The organism is Streptomyces sp. 5K101 (assembly GCF_046506645.1).
Taxonomy (GTDB): domain Bacteria; phylum Actinomycetota; class Actinomycetes; order Streptomycetales; family Streptomycetaceae; genus Streptomyces.
The window spans coordinates 104509-128530 of the sequence record NZ_JBKFFO010000008.1; the positions used below are offsets into that span (position 1 = coordinate 104509).

The following is a 24022-nucleotide window of genomic DNA, read 5'->3' on the forward strand; positions in this document are numbered from 1 at the left end:
ACGCCACCTTCCGACAGGAGCCCCCGTCATGGCCATCGAGGTCCGCATCCCGACCATCCTCCGCACCTACACCGGCGGAGCCAAGGCCGTCGAAGGCAACGGAGACACCCTCGCCGAGCTGTTCGCAGACCTCGAGTCCCGGCACAACGGCATCCAGGAGCGCATCGTCGAGGGCGACCAGCTGCGCCGCTTCGTCAACGTGTACCTGAACGACGAGGACGTCCGCTTCCTGGACGGCATCTCCACCAAGCTGTCCGACGGCGACAACGTGACGATCCTGCCGGCCGTCGCCGGCGGCAGGGTCTGATCCTGATGCGTTACGACTCCCCGCTCGCGGCCGTCGGCAACACGCCGCTGGTGCGGCTCCCGCGGCTGTCCCCGTCCGAGGACGTCCGCATCTGGGCCAAGCTGGAGGACCGCAACCCGACCGGCTCGATCAAGGACCGCCCCGCGCTCCACATGGTCGAGCAGGCGGAGAAGGACGGCCGGCTCACCCCCGGCTGCACCATCCTCGAACCGACCAGCGGCAACACCGGCATCTCGCTGGCGATGGCGGCCAAGCTCAAGGGCTACCGCATCGTCTGCGTCATGCCGGAGAACACCTCCCAGGAGCGCCGGGACCTGCTCGCGATGTGGGGCGCCGAGATCATCTCGTCCCCCGCGGCGGGCGGCTCGAACACGGCGGTACGCGTCGCCAAGGAGCTCGCCGAGCAGAACCCGTCGTGGGTGATGCTCTACCAGTACGGCAACCCGGACAACGCGGGCGCCCACTACGCGACCACCGGCCCCGAGATCCTCGCCGACCTGCCGTCCGTCACGCACTTCGTCGCGGGCCTCGGCACGACGGGCACGCTGATGGGCGTCGGCCGCTACCTGCGCGAGCACAAGCCGGACGTGAAGATCGTCGCCGCCGAGCCGCGCTACGACGACCTCGTCTACGGCCTGCGCAACCTGGACGAGGGCTTCGTCCCCGAGCTCTACGACGCGTCCGTGCTGACCACCCGCTTCTCGGTCGGCTCCGCGGACGCGGTGACCCGCACCCGCGAACTCCTCCAGCAGGAGGGCATCTTCGCGGGCGTCTCCACGGGCGCGGCGCTGCACGCGGCGATCGGCGTCGGCAGGAAGGCGGTCAAGGCCGGGGAGCAGGCGGACATCGTGTTCGTGGTGGCGGACGGCGGGTGGAAGTACCTGTCGACGGGCGTCTACACGGCGAAGACGACGGAAGAGGCGATCGAAACGCTCCAGGGCCAACTCTGGGCCTGACCGGCCCCGCCCGGCCTCCGGGGGCTCCACCCCCGGGGCCCCCGCGCCCCAATCGCCGGTGGGGCTGCCGCGGGTCGGGGCTTCGCCCCTCGTCGGCGGGTCCGGCTCGTGCGACGCACCGATCGGACTGCGCCGAGGTTGCACATCGGGCCCGGCGGGCCCGGCCGTGAGGACTCTGCGCCCGGGGGGGCGCGGGTCCGCGGGCTGTGGGGGCCGGCCCCCTGGGCGCGCGCCTTGCCCGTGCCCGCGCTCCTCGTCCGCAGGGACGCGGCTCCTCGGGCGTCCGGGCTCGGGCCTGGGTGACGGGGTGCGTCAGGACGTGGCGCGCCGGAACGGGGCCGGGGCGGAGCTCCGGTGGTTACACCGCCAGGTGGCGGACCTGGTCCCATACCGCCGGATCCACCGTGCCCACCCGCCTGCGGAACTCCGCCACCCCTACGTCCCGCAGCTCGTCGATCTCCAGAAAGCTCGGCCGCCCCCGCGCATCGCCCACCGTGCCCGGCGGCAGCGCGATCACGCCGGGGCGTTCGTCGTGATACCGGCTCGTGATCTTCGCGACCTGGGCCGTACCGCCCCGTACCGACAGCACCAGGCACGGGCGGTCCTTCGACCTCGGGCCGTCCTCGTAGGGCACATCGGCCCACCAGATCTCGCCCGGCGCCGGTCTCGGCCTGCCTCCGCGCTCGCCCGGCCGCGCCGGCGGCCGCCTCCGGCCGGCCGGCCGCCGCGTGCCGCGGCCCATCCCGTCCGAGACCGCGACCACGAGGGCGACCACGACGACGGCGATCACCGCGAGCCACCACGACGTGTCCATAGCGGAGACGTTACCCGGGCCCCTGTCCCGGCGCCCGTACCGGCGTTCGGTGCCCACGGGTAAGGGTGAGTTCTCCCACAACACAGCGCTGCTGAGGAGCGACCGGCCCTTTCGCGCCTTACGCTCGACGGACCGCACGACCTTCCCCCAGCCCTCCTTCGTCCACGGAGGTTCCAGCTCAATGAAGCTCACCGTCGTCGGTTGCTCGGGGTCGTTCCCGTCCGCGGATTCGGCCTGCTCGAGCTACCTCGTAGAGGCCGACGGCTTCCGGCTGCTCCTCGACATGGGCAACGGCGCCCTCGGCGAGCTGCAGCGCCACTGCGGTCTCTACGACCTCGACGCCATCTTTCTCAGCCACCTCCACGCGGACCACTGCATCGACATGTGCGGATACTTCGTGGCCCGTTACTACCGCCACGACGGCGGCCGCTGCGCGCCCATGCCGGTGTTCGGCCCCGAGGGCACGGAGCAGCGGCTGACGACGGCCTACGCGGACACGCCCTCGGCGTCCTCGATGAGCGAGGTGTTCGACTTCCACACGCTGAAGTCCGGCACCTTCGAGATCGGACCGTTCTCCGTGCGTACGGAACGGGTGGCGCACCCGGTCGAGACGTACGGCATCAGGGTGGAGCACGGCGGGAAGGCGCTGACGTACTCGGGCGACACGGGCGTGTGCGACGCGCTGGACGGCCTCGCGGCGGGCGCGGACCTCTTCCTGTGCGAGGCGTCCTTCGTGCACGGCAAGGAGGACATCCCGGACCTCCACCTCAACGGCCGCGAGGCGGGCGCCTGCGCGCAGCGGGCGAACGTGCGCCGGCTGGTGCTGACCCACATCCCGCCGTGGACGGACGGCGAGCGCAACCTCTCGGACGCGCGCGCGGTGTACGACGGTCCGTCGGAGATCGCGGCGCCGGGCGCGGTGTACGAGATCTGAGCCGGCCGGCAGACACGCGAGAGCCCCCGCCCCGAGGACGAACCGGGGCGGGGGCTTTCGCACGGGTGAGGCCGAGGGCTACTTGGCCTCGGCCTTCTGCAGCTCGGCCAGCTCCTCGTCGGACTCGCGGCCCGGCGTCGGGAGGTTGAACTTCGTGATCGCGAAGCGGAAGACCGCGTAGTAGACCGCCGCGAAGCACAGGCCGACCAGGGCCAGGCCCCACGGGTTGGACGCGATGCCCAGGTTGAGCAGGAAGTCCACCGCGCCGGCCGAGAAGCCGAAGCCGTCCTTCATGCCGAGCGCCCAGGTCAGGGCCATCGAGACACCGGTGAGCACCGCGTGGATCGCGTACAGGACCGGCGCGATGAACATGAAGGTGAACTCGATCGGCTCGGTGACACCCGTGACGAAGGAGGTCAGGGCGAGCGAGAACATCATGCCGCCGACGACCTTGCGGCGCTCGGGGCGGGCGCAGTGCACGATCGCGAGGCAGGCGGCCGGGAGCGCGAACATCATGATCGGGAAGAAGCCGGTCATGAACTGTCCGGCGGACGGGTCGCCGGCGAGGAAGCGGGCGATGTCGCCGCTCTTGCCCTCGTAGGAACCGGCCTGGAACCACGGGAACGAGTTGAGCAGGTGGTGCATGCCGACCGGGATCAGGGCGCGGTTGGCGACACCGAAGATGCCGGCGCCCACGGCCCCGGAGTTGACCAGGCTTTCGCCGAACCAGTGCAGACCCGAGCCGAGCCACGGCCAGATCAGGCCGAAGACGATGCCGGTGAGCAGACCCGCGAAGGCCGACAGGATCGGGACGAGGCGGCGGCCGCCGAAGAAGCCGGCCCAGTCGGGCAGCTTGGTGCGGTAGAAGCGCTGGTAGAGCAGGGCCACGATGATGCCCATGACCACGCCGCCGAGCACCTTGGCGTCGACCGCCTGCTCCACCATGACGATCTTGCCGTCGACGATGGCTTCCTTCTTGGGCAGGCTGCTGTCCGTGAAGGTGCCGAGCACGCTCTTGAAGACGAGGTAACCGGCCACCGCCGCGAGCGCCGTCGAACCGTCCGACTTCTTCGCGAAGCCGATCGCGATACCGACGGCGAACAGCAGCGCCATGTTGTCGAGCAGCGCGCCGCCACCGGCCGCCATGTATCCGGCGATCTTGGTGACGAAGGTCGGGAACGACTCCTTGCCGAGCATGTCGGGCTGGCCGAAACGCACGAGCAGCGCGGCCGCGGGCAGCACGGCGACCGGCAGCATCAGGCTGCGGCCGATGCGCTGCAGGACAGTCATCGCACCCGCGCCCGTCTTCTTCTTGTCCGCCCCGGGGGCGGCGCTGGCCGTGGACATCAACTTCCTCCTGGGGGTCCCCCCGGCCGGAGGCTGGGGGAGGGCAAGGCGCCGCCGAGGACAGGAAAGCGGGGAAGGGCGGCGTCTCGAGGGAAGATGCGGTCGTGGTCTGGACCGCATGGTCTACACCACTCAGTGGTGTAGACCTGTTGTAGCACGGTGGGGGTTGGATAAGGAACCTGCGAAATTTGCGGGCCGGATAACAATCCGGTGAATGCGCGCAAACGCCCCCGGACCGCGGGGTCCGGGGACGTTGCTGCCGGGTTCGCTACTGCGTCACTTCGTCGCGTCCCGCTCCATCTCCTCCTGGAGCTCCTCGGGCTCGCGGCCGGGTGTCGGGATGTCGAACACCGTGATCAGCACGCGGAACACCACGTAGTAGACGACCGCGAAGCACGCGCCGATCGGCAGGATCAGCCACGGTTTCGTGTCCAGATGCCAGTTCACGACGTAGTCGATCAGGCCTGCCGAGAAGCTGAAGCCCGCGTGGACCCCGAGGGCCCAGGTGATCGCCATCGAGGCGCCGGTCAGCAACGCGTGCAGCCCGTACAGCAGCGGTGCGGCGAACATGAACGAGAACTCGATCGGCTCGGTCACGCCGGTCACGAACGACGTCAGGCCGACGGAGAGCATCAGGCCCGCCACCCGCTTGCGGTGCTCGGGGCGGGCGCAGTGCGTGATGGCCAGGGCCGCCGCCGGCAGGCCGAACATCATGATCGGGAAGAAGCCGGACATGAACTGGCCGGCGTCCGGGTCGCCGGCGAAGAACCGGGTCAGGTCGCCCTGGACCCCGGTGCCGTCGTCGTCCGTGTACTCGCCCGCCTGGAACCAGAAGAACGTGTTCAGGAACTGGTGCATGCCGATCGGGATGAGCAGCCGGTTCGCGACGCCGAAGATGCCCGCGCCCCAGGCGCCGAGACCGATCAGCTGCTTCGAGAACGAGGTCAGCGCGTCGCCCACCGGGTCCCACAGCAGTCCGAACAGCACGCCCAGGACGCAGCAGACGAAGGCCATGATGATCGGCACGAGCCGCCGGCCGTTGAAGAATCCCAGCCAGTCCACCAGCTTCGTGCGGTGGTAGCGCTGCCAGATGACCGCCGTCAGCAGGCCGATCAGGATGCCGCCGAGGACCCCGGGGTTCTGCGGCGTGCCCTCGGGCATCTCCTCGGTGACCGATCCCTCGACGGGAAAGGCCTTGAGGACGTTGTGGTAGACGAGGAAGCCCGCCACCGCGGCGAGCGCGGTGGAACCGTCGGACTTCTTGGCGAAGCCGATCGCGACGCCGATGCAGAACAGCAGCGGGAGGCCGAGACTGCCGTCGAGGATGCCGGTACCGCCCTTGATCAGGACGTCGGACGTCCTGTTCCAGAAGCCGCCGTGGAGAGACGCGGCGAACAGGTTGCCGAGACTGACGAGCAGGCCCGCGGCGGGCAGGACGGCCACCGGGAGCTGGAGGCTGCGGCCCACTTTCTGGAGCCCCTGGAAGAGCCCGCTCCGCCACGTGTGCCGCGGTGCGGCCGCGTTCTCGGTGCTCATCCGCGTCCTCCCGGAACGGCCTCTGTTTGGCAGGCGTCGCAGACTGGTGTAGACCAGTCGGCATACGGTTCCGGCGCCCGCGCAGGGCAGGGCGCTGGTGATCGTCATCTTTCGGTACAAGACGGTTACTCGCCCGTGAAGATGGGCCAACCGTGCGTTACCTTGACAAAGCGGACCGACCCGGACCAGCGGTGGGCCGAGGCAGCGCCCAACGCGCTCGAACGCAGGGAGAAACAGATGGCCAGCAAGGCTGAGAAGATCGTCGCCGGGCTCGGCGGGATCGACAACATCGAAGAGATCGAGGGCTGCATCACCCGTCTCCGCACCGAGGTCGCCGACCCCAGCCTGGTCGACGAGGCAGCGCTCAAGGCCGCCGGCGCGCACGGCGTCGTGAAGATGGGCACCGCGATCCAGGTCGTCATCGGCACCGACGCCGACCCGATCGCGGCCGACATCGAAGACATGATGTGAGCGAGGCGCATCGCGACGCGCGCGAGGCCACCAGAGGCTGAGGCACACCGCTCCCGGAGCGTCCCGGCACCGGACCCCGAGGGGCCTGATCCGTACCACCGGAACAGGCCCCTCACCCATGTGCCGATAGGCTCGGAACCATGTCACGCATCGACGGCCGAACCCCCGAACAGCTGCGCCCCGTCACCATCGAACGAGGCTGGAGCAAGCACGCCGAGGGCTCCGTCCTCATCTCCTTCGGCGACACCAAGGTGTTCTGCACCGCCTCCTTCACCGAGGGCGTGCCCCGCTGGCGCAAGGGCAGCGGCGAAGGCTGGGTCACCTCGGAGTACTCGATGCTGCCGCGCTCCACCAACACCCGCGGCGACCGCGAGTCCGTCCGCGGCAAGATCGGCGGACGCACCCACGAGATCAGCCGGCTCATCGGCCGCTCCCTGCGCGCCGTCATCGACTACAAGGCCCTCGGCGAGAACACCGTCGTCCTCGACTGCGACGTCCTCCAGGCCGACGGCGGCACCCGGACCGCCGCCATCACCGGCGCCTACGTCGCCCTCGCCGACGCCGTCACCTGGGCACAGGACAAGAAGCTCATCAAGCCCGGGCGCAAGCCGCTCACCGGAACCGTCGCCGCCGTCAGCGTCGGGATCGTCGACGGCACCCCGCTGCTCGACCTCTGCTACGAGGAGGACGTGCGCGCCGAGACCGACATGAACGTCGTCTGCACCGGCGACGGACGTTTCGTCGAGGTCCAGGGCACCGCCGAGGCCGAGCCCTTCGACCGCAAGGAGCTCAACGCCCTCCTCGACCTCGCCACCGGCGGCTGCGCCGACCTCGCCGCGCTCCAGGCCGAGGCGCTCGGAACCGGACAGCCCGCATAGCATCCACGCGGCGCACTTCTCCCGGCGGCCCAGCAACCGGGAGAAGGGCGCCGGGCGTCGTTAGAGTCACGGGCGCACGGGCCGAACCGTGCGCCCGTCCGTACCCGGGAGGATCCGCATGTCTGCGCGCCGCCGCATAGCCATCACCGTCGCCACCGTCGCCCTGCTGGTGCCCGCAGCCGCCGGCTGCGGCGCGCTCAACACGGCGCTGGACTGCGTCGAGACCGCCGACGCCATCGCCACCAGCGTGGACAAGCTCCAGCAGGCGGCCTCCAACGCGGCCGAGGACCCCACCCAGGCACGGCAGGCCCTCGACGACATCGACCGCGAGCTGAAGAACCTCGGCGACAAGACCGACAACGCCGACCTCAGCAAGGCCGTCGACGACCTGGCCGCCGGTGTCGACAATGTGCGCAAGTCCATCGACGGCGGGGACACCACCCCGGACCTCACGCCCGTCACCGACGCGGCCACCGAGATCGGCAAGGTCTGCACGCCGTAGATACTGGGGGCATGACGCGCCTGATCCTCGCCACCCGCAGCGCCGGGAAGATCACCGAACTGAAGGCCATCCTCGCCGACGAGGGCATCACCCACGAACTCGTCGGCGCCGATGCCTACCCCGACCTCCCCGACGTCAAGGAGACCGGCGTCACCTTCGCCGAGAACGCGCTCCTGAAGGCCCACGCGCTCGCACGCGCCACCGGCCTGCCCGCCGTCGCCGACGACTCCGGCCTCTGTGTCGACGTCCTCGGCGGCGCGCCCGGCATCTTCTCGGCCCGCTGGGCCGGCACGCACGGCGACGACAAGGCCAACCTGGACCTGCTGCTCGCCCAGCTCGCGGACATCGACACCCCCCACCGCGGCGCCCACTTCGCCTGCGCGGCCGCACTCGCCCTCCCGGACGGCACGGAACGCGTCGTCGAGGGCCGCCTCCTCGGCACCCTGCGCCGCTCCCCGCAGGGGACGAACGGATTCGGCTATGACCCGATCCTCCAGCCCGAGGGCGAGACGCGGACGTGCGCGGAGCTCACCCCGCAGGAGAAGAACGCGATCAGCCACCGGGGCAAGGCGTTCCGCGCGCTGGTGCCGGTGGTGCGGGAACTGCTGGGCTGAGCCCGGTCAGCAGCCGAGGGGCGCGCCACCGGTCCGGTGCCGCGCCCCTCGCTCATGTGCGGCCGGAGGGACTCGAACCCTCACGGGTGTTACCCCACTGGGACCTAAACCCAGCGTGACTGCCAGTTCCACCACGGCCGCGTGTGCGCTCATCGTAGTGGGCGGTGGCGTGCGCCCGCTGTCCGGTCGGAAGTTCGGCTCCGGGGCCGGGGCGGAGACCGGTCCGGTCGCGCCTCAGATGCCGAGGTCCTTGATGATCTTGGCGACATGGCCGGTCGCCTTGACGTTGTAGAGGGCGCGTTCGACCTTGCCCTCCTCATCGACGACGACCGTGGAGCGGATGACGCCGGTCACGGTCTTGCCGTAGAGCTTCTTCTCGCCGAAGGCGCCGTACGCTGCCAGGACCTGCTTGGACGGGTCGCCGACCAGCGTGACCCTGAGGCTCTCCTTCTCGCGGAACTTCGCGAGCTTCTCCGGCTTGTCCGGCGATACGCCGATGACGTCGTAGCCGGCGCCCGCGAGCACCTCCAGGTTGTCGGTGAAGTCACAGGCCTGCTTGGTGCAGCCGGGCGTGAGCGCCGCCGGGTAGAAGTAGACGATCACCTTGCGGCCCTTGTGGTCGGCGAGCGACACCTCGTTGCCGTCGGCGTCGGGCAGGGTGAAGGCGGGGGCGGTGTCGCCGGGCTGGAGTCGCTCGCTCATGGTTCTCCTCGTCAGACACATAGGTGTACGCCGTCGAGCGTAATAGGGGTGCCATAGGGTGCGGGCCACGCCGAGCTGACAGACTGTCGATGAGGACTAACGGACACGACGACGGAGGCGGCGCGGTGTCGGACACCAGGACCCCAGCGCAGATCGAGGCGGACATCGTCCGCCGGCGGGAGCAGCTCGCCGAGATGCTCGACGAGATCGGTGCGCGTATGCACCCCAAGACGGTCATCGGCGACGCGAAGGCGAAGGTCGCCTCCAGCGTGGACCGGACGGCGGGTCGTGCCTTCGTCGCGGTGAACCGCGCGGTGTCGGACGTGAAGGCGCAGTTCGTCTCGGAGGACGGTACGCCGCGGCTGGAGCGGGTGGTGCCGGTGGCGGTCGTCGCTCTGGGCGTGGTGGGACTGCTGGCCGTCTCGGCCCGCAGGCGACGGGCGTGACCCTGCGGCGTACGGAGGGCCGACGGGCAGGTAGGTTCGACGGGTGAGCACCAACAGTCATCAGCACAGCCCCCAGCACGACAAGCTTCCGATCCGGATGCTGCACGACCGTGTGCTGGTCAGGACGGACATCCCGGAGGGTGAGCGGCGCTCCAGCGGCGGCATCGTGATTCCGGCGACCGCCGCCGTGGGCCGGCGGCTGGCCTGGGCGGAGGTCGTCGCGGTGGGGCAGAACGTACGGACGGTGGAGCCGGGCGACCGGGTGCTGTACGACCCGGAGGACCGGGCCGAGGTCGAGGTGCGGGGCGTGGCGTACGTCCTGATGCGCGAGCGTGACCTGCACGCGGTGGCGGCGGACCGGTTCCAGGGGTCGGAGGACTCGACGGGCCTGTACCTGTAGGGGACCGGAGCCCCCGGTCGGGGCCGCAGGGGCTGGTGGCGGAGGTCACCAGCCCTTTTGTGTGCCGTTTGCTACGTTGGACGGACCCCGACGAGACGCGCCGTACCGGGTCAGGCAAAGACGACGCACCCCGTGTTGTTCCGCGTCTCGGAGGTGCCGTCATGGCCTGGGTTCTGCTTGTTGTCGCCGGTCTGCTCGAGGTCGGCTGGTCGATCGGGATGAAGTTCACCGACGGGTTCACCAGGCTCTGGCCGAGCGTGTTCACCGGTCTCGGGATCGTCGCCAGCATGGTGCTGCTGTCGCATGCCGCGAAGACGCTGCCCATCGGCACGGCCTACGGCGTCTGGGTCGGCATCGGCGCCGCGGGCGCGGCCGTGGTCGGCATGCTGGTGCTCAACGAGCCGGTGACGGCGGCCCGGATCTTCTTCGTGTGTCTGCTGCTGGTGGCCGTCGTGGGGCTGAAGGCGACCTCCGGTCACTGAGGCCCGCCGTTCGGGAGGGCACCCGTGGGGCTGACGGGGCCGGGGGTCCCGCTCGGGACCGTGGTGTGGCCGGACGGGGTGGGACCCGGGGTGAGCGCGCCGCCGGTCGGGGGCCCGCCGACCGTCCCGCCCGGGCCCGGGCCGGTGGGGCCGGCGGAGGGTCCGCCCGTGGCTGGTACGCCGGGGGCGGGGGCGCTCGCCGAAGGGCCGGGCCCGGCCGGGCCGCCGCGCCCCCACGATCCGCCCTGGCTCGGGCCGCCCGTGCGGCCGGGGCCTTCGGGCTCCCGGGGCTCGTACGGATCCCTGGGATCCCGCCGGCCCTCCGGATCCCGCAGGTCCTCTGACTCCTCGGAGTCCTCCCAGTCCTCCCATTCCTCCCCGTCCTCCTCGTCGAACGGGTGCCGGCCCTCCTCGATGTCCTCGACCACCTCCAGCTCGAAGTCCCGCGCCGGGCTGCCTTTCAGGGCGGCAGCCGTGTAGCGGGCCCAGATGTCGGCGGGCACCCCGCCGCCGTTGATCCGGCTGTTCCCGAGCGCCCCGTACAGCGAGGTCTGCGCGCCGGTGTCGGGGTTCTGGCCCATCACGGCGACGACGGTCACGAGGTCGGGCGTGTAGCCCGCGAACCAGGCGGCCCGGTCCTCCTCGGCCGTGCCGGTCTTGCCCGCAGCGGGCCGGCCGGCCGCTCCGGCCGCCGTCCCCGTGCCGCCGTCGACGACGCTGCGCAGGACGGCGGTGGTGGTGTCGGCGGCCTCGCGGGAGACGACGCGGCGCATCCGCGGGGCGGGCACGTCGATCTCGGTGCCGTCCTTGGTGATCTTGTCGACCAGCGTGTAGGCGCCGTGCCGGCCGTGGTTGGCCAGCGTGGCGTACGCCTGCGCCATGTCGAGGACGCTGGCGGTCGCGGTGCCGAGCGCGATGGACGGCGCTGCGGTCAGGTCCGGCGTCTTCGCGGGCAGGCCGAGGTCGACCGCGGTCTGCCGGACCCTGGCCGGGCCGACGTCCACGGCCATCTGCGCGTAGACGGCGTTGACGGACTCGTCGGTGGCGCGGCTGACGGTGACCCGGCCGTAGGACACGTCGTCGTCGTTGGCGGGCGCGTACGGCGCGCCGGTCCAGCCCTGGACGGGACGCTCGCTGGTCCCGTCGTAGACGGTGTTGGGGGTGATGGGGCGGCCGCCCTGGGTGGTGGAGCCGTGCTCGACGGCCGCCGTGAAGACGAAGGGCTTGAAGGCGGAGCCGACCTGGTAGTCGCGGCGGGTGGCGTTGTTGACGAACTGCTTCGTGTAGTCGACGCCGCCGTACATGGCGAGGACCCTGCCGGTGGCCGGGTGGATGGAGACGCCGCCGACACGGACGTTGCGGTCGGCCTTGCGGGCGGTGTCGAGCCGCGAGGTGACGTGCTCGTCGACGGCGTCGGTGAAGGCGTCCTGCTTGTCCGGCTCCAGGGTGGTGGTGATGCGGTGGCCGCCGGTGGCGAGGGTGTCCTCGTCGATGATCCCCTTGGCGGTGAGGTACTCCGTGACCGCCTGGACGATGTAGCCGCGCTGGCCTGACAGGCCGTCGGCCGCCCGGGCGCGCCGCGGGGCGGGGAAGTCCATCACGGCGCGTGCGGCGGGGCTCAGCCACCGCTCCTTGACCATGCCGTCGAGGACGTAGTGCCACCGGCTCTGCGCGGCGGGCCGGTTGTCGGGGTGGGCGGCGACGTCGTACGCGCTGGGCGCCTTGAGGAGCGAGGCGAGGTAGGCGCCCTCGGCGATGTCGAGGTCGGTGACGTCCTTGCCGTAGTACGCCTGCGCGGCGGCCTGGATGCCGTAGGCGTTGCGGCCGAAGTAGCTGGTGTTCAGGTAGCCCTGGAGGATCTCGCTCTTGCTGACCTCGCGGCCGAGTTTCACCGCGATGAAGAACTCCTTCACCTTGCGGGTGACGGTCTGTTCCTGGCCGAGGTAGTAGTTCTTGACGTATTGCTGGGTGATCGTGGAGCCGGACTGCTTGCCCTTGCCGGTGACGGTGTTCCAGGCGCCGCGGAGCATCGCCGGGGGGTCGATCGCCGGCTTGGAGTAGAAGTCGCGGTCCTCGGCGGCGAGGACCGCGTGCTGCACGCCGAGCGGCACGTGGGAGAGGGGGACGTTCTCCCGGTTGATCTCGCCGTCGCGGGCGATCGGCGTGCCGTCCTTGTAGAGGTAGACGTTGGTCTGGGCGACCGCGGCGGCGTTGGCCGGGGGGATGTCGACGAGCAGGTATCCGGCCAGGAACCCGCCGATGAGCAGGAGCGCGCCGGCCAGGAGGGTGCCGAGGGTGATGCGCCAGGTCGGGATGACACGCCGCCAGCCGGTGCGCCGGCGACGGCCCTTGCCGCCGCCGCGCGCGGTGGTCTTGCCCCGCACGGCGGATGCGCCCCGCGCGACGCGGGCTCCGTACGCGGCGGATGGGCGTTCCTGGGCGTGCGTGCCGTACGCGGCGGATGCGCGTTCCTCCCCGGGGGCTCCGTACGCGGCGGATGGGCGTTCCTCGGCGGGTCTGCCGCGCACGGCGGATGCGCCCTGCGCGGCGGGCGTTCCGTGCGCGGCGGATGGGCGTTCCTCACCGGGGGTGCCGTGCACGGCGGGTGCGGCCTCCGCGGCGGGGGCTGACCGCGTCGGAACTGTCGCGTCGCGGGGTGTCCAGCCCTGCTGCGGCTCGTCGCTCATGCCCCCCATAGTGCCCTTTTTGTCCCGTTATCCCGTGCATCCCGGCACTCCGGCCGGAAAAGCGCTCGCGACCCGGTGACCGGCTCCGTTAGGGTCGTGCGCTTTGGTGTCCGGCCCGGCCGGACGCATCGTCCGCGTGGGAAGGAGCTGTTGTGCGGCTGTACGCGGTCGTCGCGGCGAGTGGGTTCCGGCGCCATGCGACGTACCGGGTGGCCACGGCGGCGGGGGTGTTCACCAACACCGTCTTCGGCTTCATCCTGGCGTACACCTATATCGCCCTGTGGGACGAGCGTCCGCAGCTCGGCGGATACGACCTCTCCCAGGCCCTCACCTATGTGTGGCTCGGCCAGGCGCTGCTGATGACCTGTGCCCTGATGGGCGGCGGCTTCGAGGACGAGCTGATCGAACGCATCCGCACCGGCGACATCGCCATTGACCTCTACCGCCCCGCCGACCTCCAACTGTGGTGGCTCGCGGGCGACCTGGGCCGGGCCGCCTTCCACCTGCTGGGACGCGGCATCGTGCCGATGGTGCTCGGCTCGCTCGCCTTCGACCTGGTGATGCCGGCCTCCCCGCTGACCTGGCTGGCCTTCCTCCTCGCGGTCACGCTCGGCGTCGTCGTGAGCTTTGCGGTGCGCTTCCTCGTCGCCCTGTCCGCGTTCTGGCTGATGGACGGGGCGGGCGTCATGCAGATCTGCTGGCTGTCGGCGCTCTTCTTCTCCGGGATGCTGCTGCCCCTCAACCTCTTCCCCGGCGTCCTCGGCGAGGTGGCGCGGGCCCTTCCCTGGTCCTTGCTGCTCCAGATCCCCGCCGACGTCTTCCTCGGCCGGCACACCGGCTGGGACCTGCTGGGCGCCTACGCCTTCCAGGCCGGCTGGGCGCTCGCGCTGCTCGCCGCCGGACGCCTGCTGCAGTCGGTCGCGACACGACGGGTGGTGGTCCAGGGTGGCTGAGGCACTGCGGGCGTACGGGCTGATCGTGGCGATGTGGGTCCGCTCCACGATGGCGTACCGGGCCTCGTTCGCGATGACGGCGTTCGGCAACTTCGCCGCCACCGGCTTCGACTTCGTGACGATCCTGCTGATGTTCTCCCACGTCGACGCGCTCGGCGGCTACTCGCTGCCCGAGATCGCGTTCCTGTACGGGACCACCAGCACGGCCTTCGGCCTCGCCGACCTGGTGATGGGGTCGATGGACCGGCTGGGCCGGCGTGTGCGCGACGGCACGCTGGACACGCTGCTGGTGCGGCCCGTGCCCGTCCTCGTGCAGGTCGCCGCCGACCGGTTCGCGCTGCGCAGGCTCGGCCGCATCACCCAGGGCCTGCTGGTGCTCGGCTACGGGCTCGTGTCCCTCGACATCGAGTGGACGGCCGTGAAGGTGGCGATGGTGCCGCTGATGGTGCTCAGTGGCGGGGCGATCTTCGCGTCCGTGTTCGTGGCGGGCGGGGCGTTCCAGTTCGTCGCGCAGGACGCCTCCCAGGTGCAGAACGCCTTCACGTACGGCGGGAACACCCTGCTCCAGTACCCACCGTCGATCTTCGCGAAGGACCTGGTGCGCGGCGTGACGTTCGTCGTGCCGCTGGCCTTCGTCAACTGGGTGCCGTCGCTGTACGTGCTGGGCCGCGAGGACCCCCTCGGGCTGCCGGGCTGGCTGGCGTTCCTGCCGCCCCTGGTGGCCGCGGGGTGCTGTGCGCTGGCGGCACTGGCCTGGCGTGTGGGCCTTCGTTCGTACCGCAGCACGGGAAACTGAGGGGGCTGGTCAGGTCATGGATCTCATCGAACTCGACGGGGTCGAGAAGGTCTTCGACGTACGCCGCAAGGTGGGGCGGCTGCGCCGTGAGCGGCACCGGGTGAGGGCCGTGGACGGCATCAGCTTCACCGTGCCGCGCGGCGAGATGGTCGGCTACATCGGCCCGAACGGCGCCGGGAAGTCCACCACCATCAAGATGCTGACCGGGATCCTCACCCCCAGCGGCGGCCGCCTGCGGGTCGCGGGTATCGACCCCTCGCGCGAACGCACCCGGCTGGCACAGCGGATCGGCGTGGTGTTCGGGCAGCGCACCACCCTGTGGTGGGACCTGCCGCTGCGCGACTCGTACCGGCTGATGCACCGCATGTACCGGGTCCCGGACGCCGTCTTCCGCGCCAACCTGGACCGCTGCGTCGAACTCCTCGATCTGGGCGAGCTGTTGGACGTGCCGGTCCGTCAGCTGTCCCTCGGCCAGCGGATGCGCGGCGACATCGCGGCCGCCCTGCTGCACGACCCCGAAGTGCTCTACCTGGACGAGCCGACCATCGGCCTGGACGTGGTGTCCAAGGCGAAGGTGCGGGAGTTCCTGCGGGACCTGAACGCCGAGCGCGGTACGACGGTGCTGCTGACCACGCACGATCTCACCGACATCGAGCAGCTGTGCAAGCGTGTCATGGTCATCGACCACGGAAAGCTGATGTACGACGGCGCGCTCTCCGGGCTGCACGAGGTGGGGGAGAGCGAGCGGACGCTGGTCGTCGACCTGGAGCGGGAGATCCCGCCCATCGTCCTGGACGCGGCGCGGACGGTGCAGGTGGAGGGCCCCAGGCAGTGGCTGGCGTTCCCCGCCTCGATGTCGGCGGCGCCCCTCGTCGCGGCCCTGGCGGAACGGTATCCGCTGGTCGACCTGTCGGTGCGGGAGCCGGACATCGAGGCCGTGATCGCAAAGATGTACGCGGACCGATCCGCTTGACTAGTCTGGCGACATGACGAGCGAACTCCCCGAGATGCGTGCGTCCGACTCCGAACGGGAGCGCGTGGCCGAGCGGCTGCGCGAAGCCGTGGCCGAGGGACGGCTCGACATGGAGGAGTTCGAGCAGCGCCTCGAGGCCGCGTACGGCGCGCGTACGCACGGCGAGTTGGCGCCGCTGGTGCGCGACCTGCCGACGGCCGGGACGGTGGTGCCGGTCGACGCGGCGGCTCCCGCCGCGCCGTCCGGCGGCTGGGCGGAGCGCGTCGGCCGGCCGGCGACCTCGAAGGGGGCGTTCGCCTTCTGGGGCGGGTTCGGGCGCAGGGGGACCTGGACCATCGGCCGCCGGTTCACCGCGGTCACCCTCATGGGGGGCGGCGAGCTCGATCTGCGGGAGGCCCGCTTCGAGGACCGCGAGACGGTGATCTCCTGTTTCACGATCATGGGCGGCGTACAGGTCGTCGTCCCGCCCGACCTGAACGTCGAGGTCAGGGGCATCGGCCTGCTGGGCGGCTTCGGCGAGCACGGCAGCGTCGACGGCACACCGGACCCGTCCGCGCCGCGCGTGATCGTCAAGGGACTGGCCCTGATGGGCGGCGTCGGCGTGGAGCGCAAGCGCACGAAGGCCGAGAAGCAGCGCCTGAAGGCCGAGCGGTCCGAGCGCGCCCGCCTGACGAAGGACGCGAAGCGCCGAGGCCACCTGGGCCACGGCGGCCACGGCCAGAAGGAGCTGGGCGACTGACGGCTCGCCGCGGCGGGCGTCGCGGCCGCCCGGTCGGGAGGCGCGCGGCCCGCGCACGGCGGCGCGGCGGCCCCCTCGGGGGGCGCGGGCAGGGCGTCGCGGCGGCCCGGCCCGGAGCACGGCCCGCGCACGGCGGCCCGGCGTCCCGGTCCGGAGCACGGCCCGCGCACGGCGGTGCGGCGGCCCCTTCCGGGCCCCGGTCACAGCGACGTGGTGTCCACCGACGTGCCCATCCGGGCGTAGCCCGCGTCGCTCGGGTGGAGGTGGTCACCGGAGTCGTACACCGGGTGGAGCCGCTCCGGTGCGTACGGGTCGCGCAGCGCCCGGTCGAAGTCGACGACCGCATCGAAGATCCCGCCCGCGCGGATCGCCGCGTTCACCTTGACGCGCTCGGCCTCCACGGCGCGGGTGCAGCGCAGGTGGCCGCCGCACGGCATGAGGGTCGCGCCGATCACGCGCAGCCCCCGGGCGTGGGCCAGGCGGGACAGCTCGGTCAGGCCGGTGACGACGCCGTCCCCGGTCGGCGCGTACGGCGCGCGCAGCAGGTCGTTGATGCCGATCGCGACGATCACCGTCCGGGCGCCCGAGCGTGCGAGCACGTCGCGGTCGAAGCGGGCGAGGGTGCTGGGCCCCCGGTCCTGGCTCAGCAGCCGGTTGCCGCTGATGCCCTCGTTCAGTACGCCGTACCGGCCGGCCAGCCGGTCGGCGAGCACGTCGGGCCAGCGGCGGTTGGTGTCCGGCGTGGAGGACACCCCGTCGGTGATCGAGTCCCCGACGGCGACGACCGCGCCGCGCGCCTCCGCGGTGAGGACGTCGACGGCGGTGACGTGGTGCCAGGAGCGGGTCTCCGTCCGGTACGCGTCCCCCGCCTCGTCGCGCGTGTGGTCGCCGTCGGCGAGGTAGGACGTCTGGCGCGCCTGCGGGTGGGAGGTCACGGGTCCGCCCGGAGCGGGCGTGTGGACGGTGACCAGGAGATCGCCGTCGTACGGGATGCGGAGGACGACCGGGTCGCTGACCAGCTGCCCGCCGGGGGCGACGGTGACGCCGGTCGCCCGGCCGAACGTGACGGGCCGCAGCGTCCCCCGCACGGCTTCCGGACCGTCGTCGCCGGCGCGCACGGCGAGGGAGACGGCGGACACGCGCAGCGGCAGGGTGCCGTACAGGTTGGAGACGGTGACACGGGCGGCGGTGCCGCCGATGCTGGTGTGCACGACGTTGCGCACCGACCGGCCGTGCGGCCCGCTGGGCGCGCCAGGAGCGGTGGCCGCGGGCGCGAGGCCGACGGGGCCGGCGGCCCAGGTGCCGATCCACAGGGGAGTGGCCGCCCGGGGTTTGCGAACGGCCGGCTTGGTCTTGACGGCCCCGACCCCGATGTAGATACCGCCGCAGATCAGGACGACCGCGGCCGTGAGGGCAGCGAGACCCGCATACCCCGAACGCTTGCTCATGAACACATCATCGGCCATGCCCGGGAACTCGACGCGCCGCCCAGGAGTACACGAGGGAGGGACAATGCGTACGGTACCCACGCGCGGACGGGTGGAGCGGATGGAACGTACAGAACCGGATGAGCCGGACGCCTCGGAGCGCGCGGACCGCGCGGGCCGGGCCGGTGGCGCGGGGCGCCCCGGGGACACGGCCGGGGCCTCCGGCGCGGAGCGCGCCGGACCTTCGGACGGCGTCCGGGCTGACGGCGCGGACGCCGGGAGCCGCGTCTCCAGCTCTGACGGCGGCACCGGCGGCGCACGCGCCGGACGTCCACACACTCCCGTGACCGGAGGCCCCGTCGGTGACTCCGGCTCGGAGACGACCGGTGGCGCGGACGTCGTGCTGCCGGACGCTTCCGGCGGGGCCCGCGCGTCCGCGGGGACTCGGGCCGACGGGACGGACGTCGTGCTGCCGGACACCTCCAGCCGGATGCGGAGCACCCGGGACGAGGCCCTCCCGCCCGCCGGGCGCGCCCGCTCCCGCGCCGGGCTGCCCGGCTTCGCGTACACCGCCGCCGACGAGGAGAAACGGCGCGGCGTGCGGCGGATGAAGGCCACCGCCACCGGCCTGCTGCTCCTCGTCGCGCTGATCTTCGTCCTCGCCACCTGGGCGAAGAACGCGGGACTCGGCCCCTGGGCCGGATACGTCGCCGCCGCGGCCGAGGCCGGCATGGTCGGCGCGCTCGCCGACTGGTTCGCCGTCACCGCGCTCTTCCGCCACCCCCTCGGCGTGCCCATCCCGCACACCGCGATCATCCCCAACAAGAAGGACCAGCTCGGCGCCTCCCTCGGCTTCTTCGTCGGCGAGAACTTCCTCTCCGAGGACGTCGTACGCGCCCGCCTGCACGCCCTCGGCATCGGCGGCCGCCTCGGCGCCTGGCTCGCCGAGCCCGCCCACGCCGACCGTGTCACCGCCGAGCTGTCCACCGCCCTGCGCGGCGCGCTCACCGTCCTGCGCGACTCCGACGTGCAAGCGGTCGTCGGCGAGGCCATCACCCGCCGCGCGGAGGCCGCCGAGATCGCGCCCGGTATCGGCAAGACGCTCCAGAAGGTCGTGGCCGACGGCGCCCACCACCGGGCCGTCGACCTGATCCTCGCCCGCGCCCACGACTGGCTGGTCTTCCACTCGGACTCCGTCATGGACGCGGTCGAGGGCGGCGCCCCCGGCTGGACGCCCCGGTTCGTGGACCGGAAGGTCGGCGAGCGCGTCTACCGGGAGCTGCTGCGTTTCATCAGCGAGACGCGCGACATGCCGTCCCACCCGGCGCGCGGCGCGATCGACCGCTTCCTCGCGGACTTCGCCGCCGACCTCCAGTCGGACACGCAGACGCGGGAGCGCGTCGAGCGGATGAAGTCGGAGATGCTGTCGCGCTCGGAGGTGCAGGACGTGATCGCGTCGGCCTGGTCCTCCGTGCGCGGCATGATCATCTCGGCGGCGGAGGACGACCGCAGCGAGCTCCGGCTGCGCGCCCGCGCCTCGTTGCTGTCCCTCGGCGCCCGGCTGGCGACGGACGGCAGGCTGCAGGCGAAGGTGGAGGGCTGGGTCGAGGACGCGGCGGTGTACGTGGTCACCACGTACCGCTCCGAGATCACCTCCCTGATCTCGGAGACCATCGCGAGCTGGGACGCGGAGCACACCACCCGCAAGATCGAGGCGCACATCGGCCGCGACCTGCAGTTCATCCGGATCAACGGCACGGTGGTCGGCGCGCTTGCCGGCCTGCTGATCTACACCGTCGCCCATGCGCTGGGCGCCTGAGGGGGCGCGCGTCTCCGCGGTGCGCCGGGCTCCCGAGGGGGCCGTCTCCGCCGTGCGGACGTGCGCTGGGCGCGTGACCGGTCCCTGCCGACGGTCATGCGCCCAGCGCCTCTAGGGGAGGTGTCATGGAATACGTACGGCGGGCCGGAAGCGTTCAGTGCCTCTTTCGCCGGCCTCGCGCTGTCACCGGCCCGGCGTAGAACGCCCTCCGCCGCCCCGGCCCCGCCCCCTCAGTGGAACAGCTGGCCGCGCACCGCGCCGTCCGGGAACTTCTTGGTGTGGATGTTCGAGTAGAACGCCCACGGGTTGTGGCGTATCTCCTTCAGCAGGCCCTTGTGCTGGTGCTCCAGCCGCCCGGAGACGGCAAACAGACCCTCCGGAACCGGCTTGTTGACGAGTCCCAGCACCACGTCCCCGTTCTTCCCGAACCCGCCCTTGTGGATGTGCGCGGCCTGGGGCGCCTGGATGTTGACCCACGCCAGCGAGAAGTCGACGCTGCGGCCCGCGGGGTGCAGGAAGGTCACGGCGTACCCGTCGTCGTCCCCGACCTTGTGCGGGTCCGTGACCGGCACCTCCTGCGCGCCGTTCTGCAGCGCCCGCAGCTTGCCGCCCTTGATGATGTGGAGCGGGTTGATGTTCCGCTTCAGGCGTTTCAGCTGCCCGCGCACGGCGCCGCCCGGGAACTCCTTGCTGTGCAGGTTGAGGTAGAACCCCGACGGATGCTCGCGGATGCTGTCGGCGAGCGCGGCGTCGGTGAGGACCGTGTGCCCGGCCGCCGAGTGGACGGTGTCGGGCATCTCGGTGCCGAACAGCGGGACCGTCACGTCGCCGTTCTGCCCGGCGACGCCTTGGTGGATGTGCCCCTGGCTCGGCACGAACCCTTTCCACTGCATCGCGAAGACGACCCGGTCGCCCTTCACCTTGACGAGCGCGACGGCCCGGCCGTCGGGGTCGTTCACGGCGGGCCCGCCCTTCTCGGCGACCTCGTGGGCGCCGGTGAGGACGGCGGCGAAGGTGACGGCGTGGCCGCGCGCCGGTTTCGTGAACGTCACCGCGCCGTCCTGCGCCGTACCGCGGCCGCCTGCGTGACGGTCGTCGGCGGATGCGGGAACGGTGCCCGCCGCGGCGGCGAGCACGAGGGCGGCGGCGGCCGAGACGGAGACATGACGCTTGTGCATGGCGGAGGAACCTCCCGTTCGGGGGCCGGCCCGGTCGTGGCCGGTCGGCGTCAAGTACGGGACTTCCCGGCGCGCCGTTCAACGGGAGCCGCCGCCAAGAGGAGTGAACGGCCGGTCGGCCGGGCCCGTACATCCCGCCGTACGTTCCTTCCCGCAGACCGGAATCCGAGGGGATCTCACCATGCGCGGCACCCGCACCACAGCCCGGACCAGGACCCTGCTCGCGGCCCCGCTGGTCGCGCTGGCGCTGCTCACGGTGACCTCGTGCGAGGACTCCGGAGGATCGGGCTCCGGATATGGGGCGGCGCGGCCGGCCGCACCGAGCGCCGAACAGCCCCCGCCCCAGCAGCCGCCCGCCGACGCCGCCGCCGGCTCGGAGGCCCCGGCCGACGCCGCCCCCGACGCCGGCCCCGAACCCGCCCCCGTGACCGTCACGGTCAGGACGGCGGAGACCGACCTCGGCACGATCCTCGTCGACGACAAGGGCCGCACGCTCTACGGCTTCACCAAGGACAAGCCGGGCCAGGCCACCTGCGACGCCGACTGCATCGCGGTCTGGCCGGCCCTCATCTCCGCGACCGACGTGAAGGCGGGCCCGGGCACCGAGGCCGCGCTCCTGAAGGAGACGAAGCTGGGGGCGGGCGCCGAACAGGCGGTCTACGGGGACTGGCCGCTCTACTACTACGTGGGCGACGTGACCCCGGGGGACGTCAACGGACAGGGCCTGGACGGCGAATGGTTCGTGATCGCCGCGGACGGCAAGCTGATCAAGACGGAGGCGGAGACGGTGGTCTGAGCCGATCACCCCGCCACCGCCGCGTCCGTTGCCCCGAGGACGCCCGCGCGTCCCCCGGTTCACGCCGCCGTGATCGCGGCGGCGCCGCTCATGACCTGCACGCTCTCGTCGAGTACGTCCGTGGCCGGGACACGGTCCGGACGGTAGTCGGCGAGCTCCGCGCAGGCGGTGCCGCCGACGATCTCCTGCGCGGCGAGCAGGCCGAGCGCCGGTGCCAGGGTGACACCGCTGTGCGTGACGACCGTGTAGAGACCGGGAGTTGCGGCGGCGCAGCCGACCAGAGGCAGCCCGTCCGCAGGCACCGGACGCACTCCGAGCCGGACGCCCGCCATCCCGGCGGCCCGCAGCGGCGTGAACACCTCCCGGCCCAGGCGGTGCAGCTTCCGCTCCAGCGCCGGGTCGGCCCGCCGTGCCGGGTCCGCCGCATCCGCCGCGTCCTTGGTGTCCGCCGCGCCCTCGGCGTCCGGCGGCAGCATGGCGTCCACCGGCCACGAGATCGACACGACCCGCCCGTCGGGCGCGGGCCGCAGATCGACGCCGGGCGCGGCCAGGATGGCACCGAGCCAGTCGCGTTCCGGCAGCCGCGTGCTCTCCCCGACGAGCCCGGGCACCCGGTTCAGCGGCAGCGACGCACCCGCCAGCGCGGCGATGCGCCCCGCGTCCGGCCCCGCGCAGTTGACCACCCAGTCCGCCTCGAACCGGCGGCCCTCCGCCACCACACCGGTGATCCGCTCTCCCGTGCGCAGCACCTCCGTGACCCGCAGTCCGAAGCGGATGTCCGCGCCGCCCAGAGCCGCACGGTCGAGCAGCCGCCGCGTGAACAGCGGGGCGTCGTACCAGCACGCGTGCTCGTGGACGACGAGTTCGTCGGCCCGGCAGGCGTCCATGGAGACGCCCGGCGCGAGGTCGGTCAGTTCGGCGGGGTGGGCGGAGCGGCAGGCGTGGCCCCAGCCCCGCAGCCGCTCGGCCCGCTCACGGATGACGTGCTGCTCCTGCTCGGTGTGGCCCCACTGCACGAGGGGCGCGGGGTGGCGCCAGTCGGCGCCGCCCAGCTCCTCGCCGAGCCGCTGGTGCAGTTCGGCACCGCGCCGGTTCAACGCGTAGTAGCTGAACGGCGTCTTGAGGTGGCTGACGTCGATGGAGAAGGTGGCGCTGGACGTTCCGGCGGCCGGGCCACCGGCGTCGATCACGGTGACATGGGCACCGGCCTGGACCAGATGGTGCGCCACGGAGGCACCGAGCACGCCGGCTCCGACGACGAGGACACGAGGCATGGGTGTTTCCTTTGAGTGATACGGGAAGGAGGGGCGGCCGCCGGGCGGGGCGATGCCGGGAGGCGGGGACAGGTGCCGGAGAAGCCCGCACCGGCACCACGGCATAGGTGATAAATGGGGCAGCGTCGGGCATGGCGCGGCGCGGGAAGGGGCGGCGGGCACGACAGTCGAGGCCGAACCCGCCCCGTACCCGCGCCTGGACGCGCCGCGCTGCCGGGAGCGGTACGGCTACCAGTCAGCGGACCTTGCCGAGAAACGCCTGGGTGCGGGCGTGACGCGGAGAGCCCAGCACCTCGGCAGGGTCGCCCGACTCGACGACGACACCGTCGTCCATGAACACGAGCGAGTCGCCCACCTCGCGGGCGAACCCCATCTCGTGCGTGACGACGATCATCGTCATGCCGTCCTCGGCGAGCCCGCGCATCACGTCGAGGACCTCGCCCACGAGCTCGGGGTCCAGCGCGGACGTCGGCTCGTCGAACAGCATCAGATCGGGCCGCATCGCCAACGCCCGCGCGATCGCCACCCGTTGCTGCTGGCCGCCCGACAACTGCGACGGGTAGGAGCCGGCCCGGTCGGCCAGTCCGACGCGGGCGAGCAGGGACTGCGCACGCTCCCGGGCCTCCGTCCTGGACTCCTTCCTGACCTGGACCGGGGCCTCCATCACGTTCTCCAGCGCCGTCATGTGCGGGAACAGGTTGAAGCGCTGGAAGACCATGCCGATGCCCCGCCGCTGCCGCGCGATCGCCGCGTCGGTGAGCTCGTGGACGCGGCCGTCGCGCTCCTCGTAGCCGATCAGCCGGTCGTGCACGTACAGCCGTCCGGCGTCGATGGTCTCCAGGTGGTTGATGCACCGCAGGAACGTCGACTTGCCGGACCCCGACGGACCGATCAGGCACATCACCTCGCCCGCGGCGACGGTCAGGTCGATGCCCTTGAGCACCTCGGTCCGGCCGAAGCTCTTGTGCACACCCTCGGCACGCACCACAGG

At 72.0% G+C, this 24022-nt stretch carries 25 protein-coding genes, 1 tRNA gene and 1 riboswitch; of the genes, 16 read left to right on the forward strand and 10 right to left on the reverse strand.

Annotated elements, in window-relative coordinates; genetic code table 11:
• The first annotated feature begins 28 nt into the window (after window positions 1–28).
• Together ACLB9X_RS17380 and ACLB9X_RS17385 are read left to right on the forward strand one after the other, a co-directional pair.
• Window positions 29–307: a MoaD family protein gene (locus ACLB9X_RS17380; RefSeq protein ID WP_410361278.1), complete on the forward strand. Its 279-nt coding sequence runs from the start codon at window positions 29–31 to the stop codon at window positions 305–307.
• Between the two features lie 5 nt (window positions 308–312).
• Window positions 313–1263 carry a PLP-dependent cysteine synthase family protein gene (locus ACLB9X_RS17385; protein WP_410361279.1) on the forward strand — a complete coding sequence of 317 codons (951 nt, stop codon included), beginning with the start codon at window positions 313–315 and terminating at the stop codon, window positions 1261–1263.
• Between the two features lie 358 nt (window positions 1264–1621).
• Here ACLB9X_RS17385 and ACLB9X_RS17390 read toward each other — a convergent pair whose 3' ends face one another.
• A complete protein-coding gene (locus tag ACLB9X_RS17390) occupies window positions 1622–2077 on the reverse strand; it encodes a type II toxin-antitoxin system PemK/MazF family toxin (protein WP_410361280.1) in 456 nt (151 codons plus the stop codon).
• A 181-nt stretch (window positions 2078–2258) separates the two neighbouring features.
• On the opposite strand from ACLB9X_RS17390, the gene ACLB9X_RS17395 reads away from it, so the two are divergent.
• Window positions 2259–3011 (forward strand): MBL fold metallo-hydrolase, encoded by a 753-nt coding sequence (locus tag ACLB9X_RS17395; protein WP_410361281.1) that lies wholly within the window; start codon window positions 2259–2261, stop codon window positions 3009–3011.
• A 78-nt stretch (window positions 3012–3089) separates the two neighbouring features.
• On the opposite strand, the gene ACLB9X_RS17400 is transcribed toward ACLB9X_RS17395, so the two are convergent.
• On the reverse strand, window positions 3090–4358 hold the full coding sequence (locus tag ACLB9X_RS17400) for a PTS transporter subunit EIIC (RefSeq protein ID WP_410361282.1): 1269 nt from the start codon (window positions 4356–4358) through the stop codon (window positions 3090–3092).
• 276 nt (window positions 4359–4634) lie between these two features.
• The gene (locus tag ACLB9X_RS17405; protein WP_410361283.1) at window positions 4635–5894 is read right to left on the reverse strand and encodes a PTS transporter subunit EIIC; all 1260 of its coding nucleotides are present in this window, start codon (window positions 5892–5894) and stop codon (window positions 4635–4637) included.
• Between the two features lie 237 nt (window positions 5895–6131).
• Between ACLB9X_RS17405 and ACLB9X_RS17410 the strand changes: the two genes are divergently transcribed.
• From ACLB9X_RS17410 to rdgB, 4 genes are all read left to right on the forward strand, one after another.
• Entirely contained in the window at window positions 6132–6365 is a 234-nt protein-coding gene (locus tag ACLB9X_RS17410) for a glucose PTS transporter subunit EIIB (RefSeq protein WP_177152560.1), read from the forward strand.
• Between the two features lie 140 nt (window positions 6366–6505).
• On the forward strand, window positions 6506–7243 hold the full coding sequence (gene rph / locus ACLB9X_RS17415; RefSeq protein ID WP_410361284.1) for a ribonuclease PH: 738 nt from the start codon (window positions 6506–6508) through the stop codon (window positions 7241–7243).
• Between the two features lie 118 nt (window positions 7244–7361).
• Window positions 7362–7745, forward strand: coding sequence for a hypothetical protein (locus ACLB9X_RS17420; protein ID WP_410361285.1), 384 nt, complete (start codon window positions 7362–7364; stop codon window positions 7743–7745).
• Window positions 7746–7756: 11 nt separating this feature from the next.
• Window positions 7757–8359 carry an RdgB/HAM1 family non-canonical purine NTP pyrophosphatase gene (gene rdgB, locus ACLB9X_RS17425; protein ID WP_410361286.1) on the forward strand — a complete coding sequence of 201 codons (603 nt, stop codon included), beginning with the start codon at window positions 7757–7759 and terminating at the stop codon, window positions 8357–8359.
• 57 nt (window positions 8360–8416) lie between these two features.
• Here the strand turns inward: rdgB and ACLB9X_RS17430 are convergent.
• Both ACLB9X_RS17430 and bcp read right to left on the reverse strand, forming a co-directional pair.
• Window positions 8417–8500: transfer RNA gene (locus ACLB9X_RS17430), tRNA-Leu, on the reverse strand.
• Window positions 8501–8593: 93 nt separating this feature from the next.
• Complete coding sequence (bcp, locus tag ACLB9X_RS17435) at window positions 8594–9061, reverse strand: thioredoxin-dependent thiol peroxidase (protein WP_410361287.1); 468 nt, start codon at window positions 9059–9061, stop codon at window positions 8594–8596.
• 125 nt (window positions 9062–9186) lie between these two features.
• On the opposite strand from bcp, the gene ACLB9X_RS17440 reads away from it, so the two are divergent.
• The 3 genes from ACLB9X_RS17440 (at window position 9187) to ACLB9X_RS17450 (ending at window position 10389) form a co-directional block, all read left to right on the forward strand.
• Window positions 9187–9507 carry a DUF3618 domain-containing protein gene (locus tag ACLB9X_RS17440; protein WP_410361288.1) on the forward strand — a complete coding sequence of 107 codons (321 nt, stop codon included), beginning with the start codon at window positions 9187–9189 and terminating at the stop codon, window positions 9505–9507.
• Between the two features lie 43 nt (window positions 9508–9550).
• Complete coding sequence (locus ACLB9X_RS17445; protein WP_410361289.1) at window positions 9551–9907, forward strand: GroES family chaperonin; 357 nt, start codon at window positions 9551–9553, stop codon at window positions 9905–9907.
• 59 nt (window positions 9908–9966) lie between these two features.
• Window positions 9967–10037: riboswitch (guanidine-III (ykkC-III) riboswitch) on the forward strand.
• A 31-nt stretch (window positions 10038–10068) separates the two neighbouring features.
• Window positions 10069–10389, forward strand: a complete 321-nt coding sequence (locus ACLB9X_RS17450) for a DMT family transporter (RefSeq protein ID WP_177152551.1) — start codon at window positions 10069–10071, stop codon at window positions 10387–10389.
• Here the strand turns inward: ACLB9X_RS17450 and ACLB9X_RS17455 are convergent.
• Window positions 10383–13076: a transglycosylase domain-containing protein gene (locus ACLB9X_RS17455; protein ID WP_410361290.1), complete on the reverse strand. Its 2694-nt coding sequence runs from the start codon at window positions 13074–13076 to the stop codon at window positions 10383–10385. The two genes, ACLB9X_RS17450 and ACLB9X_RS17455, sit on opposite strands and share 7 nt — an antisense overlap.
• Before the next feature lie 152 nt (window positions 13077–13228).
• Here ACLB9X_RS17455 and ACLB9X_RS17460 point away from each other — a divergent pair, with 152 nt between their 5' ends.
• From ACLB9X_RS17460 to ACLB9X_RS17475, 4 genes are read left to right on the forward strand one after another with little or no spacing between them, the layout of a single operon-like run.
• Entirely contained in the window at window positions 13229–14029 is an 801-nt protein-coding gene (locus tag ACLB9X_RS17460; protein ID WP_410361291.1) for an ABC transporter permease, read from the forward strand.
• Complete coding sequence (locus tag ACLB9X_RS17465; RefSeq protein ID WP_410361292.1) at window positions 14022–14825, forward strand: ABC transporter permease; 804 nt, start codon at window positions 14022–14024, stop codon at window positions 14823–14825. The genes ACLB9X_RS17460 and ACLB9X_RS17465 overlap by 8 nt, the downstream gene beginning before the upstream one ends.
• Before the next feature lie 16 nt (window positions 14826–14841).
• A complete protein-coding gene (locus ACLB9X_RS17470) occupies window positions 14842–15798 on the forward strand; it encodes an ATP-binding cassette domain-containing protein (RefSeq protein WP_410361293.1) in 957 nt (318 codons plus the stop codon).
• Window positions 15799–15811: 13 nt separating this feature from the next.
• Window positions 15812–16537, forward strand: a complete 726-nt coding sequence (locus tag ACLB9X_RS17475) for a DUF1707 domain-containing protein (protein WP_410361294.1) — start codon at window positions 15812–15814, stop codon at window positions 16535–16537.
• A gap of 200 nt (window positions 16538–16737) precedes the next feature.
• On the opposite strand, the gene ACLB9X_RS17480 is transcribed toward ACLB9X_RS17475, so the two are convergent.
• Window positions 16738–17985, reverse strand: coding sequence for an SGNH/GDSL hydrolase family protein (locus ACLB9X_RS17480; RefSeq protein WP_410361295.1), 1248 nt, complete (start codon window positions 17983–17985; stop codon window positions 16738–16740).
• A gap of 91 nt (window positions 17986–18076) precedes the next feature.
• On the opposite strand from ACLB9X_RS17480, the gene ACLB9X_RS17485 reads away from it, so the two are divergent.
• Window positions 18077–19783 (forward strand): DUF445 domain-containing protein, encoded by a 1707-nt coding sequence (locus ACLB9X_RS17485; protein ID WP_410361463.1) that lies wholly within the window; start codon window positions 18077–18079, stop codon window positions 19781–19783.
• A 230-nt stretch (window positions 19784–20013) separates the two neighbouring features.
• On the opposite strand, the gene ACLB9X_RS17490 is transcribed toward ACLB9X_RS17485, so the two are convergent.
• The gene (locus ACLB9X_RS17490) at window positions 20014–20961 is read right to left on the reverse strand and encodes a CHRD domain-containing protein (RefSeq protein WP_410361296.1); all 948 of its coding nucleotides are present in this window, start codon (window positions 20959–20961) and stop codon (window positions 20014–20016) included.
• 181 nt (window positions 20962–21142) lie between these two features.
• Between ACLB9X_RS17490 and ACLB9X_RS17495 the strand changes: the two genes are divergently transcribed.
• Window positions 21143–21757, forward strand: a complete 615-nt coding sequence (locus ACLB9X_RS17495) for a hypothetical protein (protein ID WP_410361297.1) — start codon at window positions 21143–21145, stop codon at window positions 21755–21757.
• Window positions 21758–21816: 59 nt separating this feature from the next.
• On the opposite strand, the gene ACLB9X_RS17500 is transcribed toward ACLB9X_RS17495, so the two are convergent.
• A complete protein-coding gene (locus tag ACLB9X_RS17500) occupies window positions 21817–23031 on the reverse strand; it encodes an NAD(P)/FAD-dependent oxidoreductase (RefSeq protein ID WP_410361298.1) in 1215 nt (404 codons plus the stop codon).
• 235 nt (window positions 23032–23266) lie between these two features.
• Window positions 23267–24019: an amino acid ABC transporter ATP-binding protein gene (locus ACLB9X_RS17505; RefSeq protein ID WP_410361464.1), complete on the reverse strand. Its 753-nt coding sequence runs from the start codon at window positions 24017–24019 to the stop codon at window positions 23267–23269.
• Window positions 24020–24022: the final 3 nt, after the last annotated feature.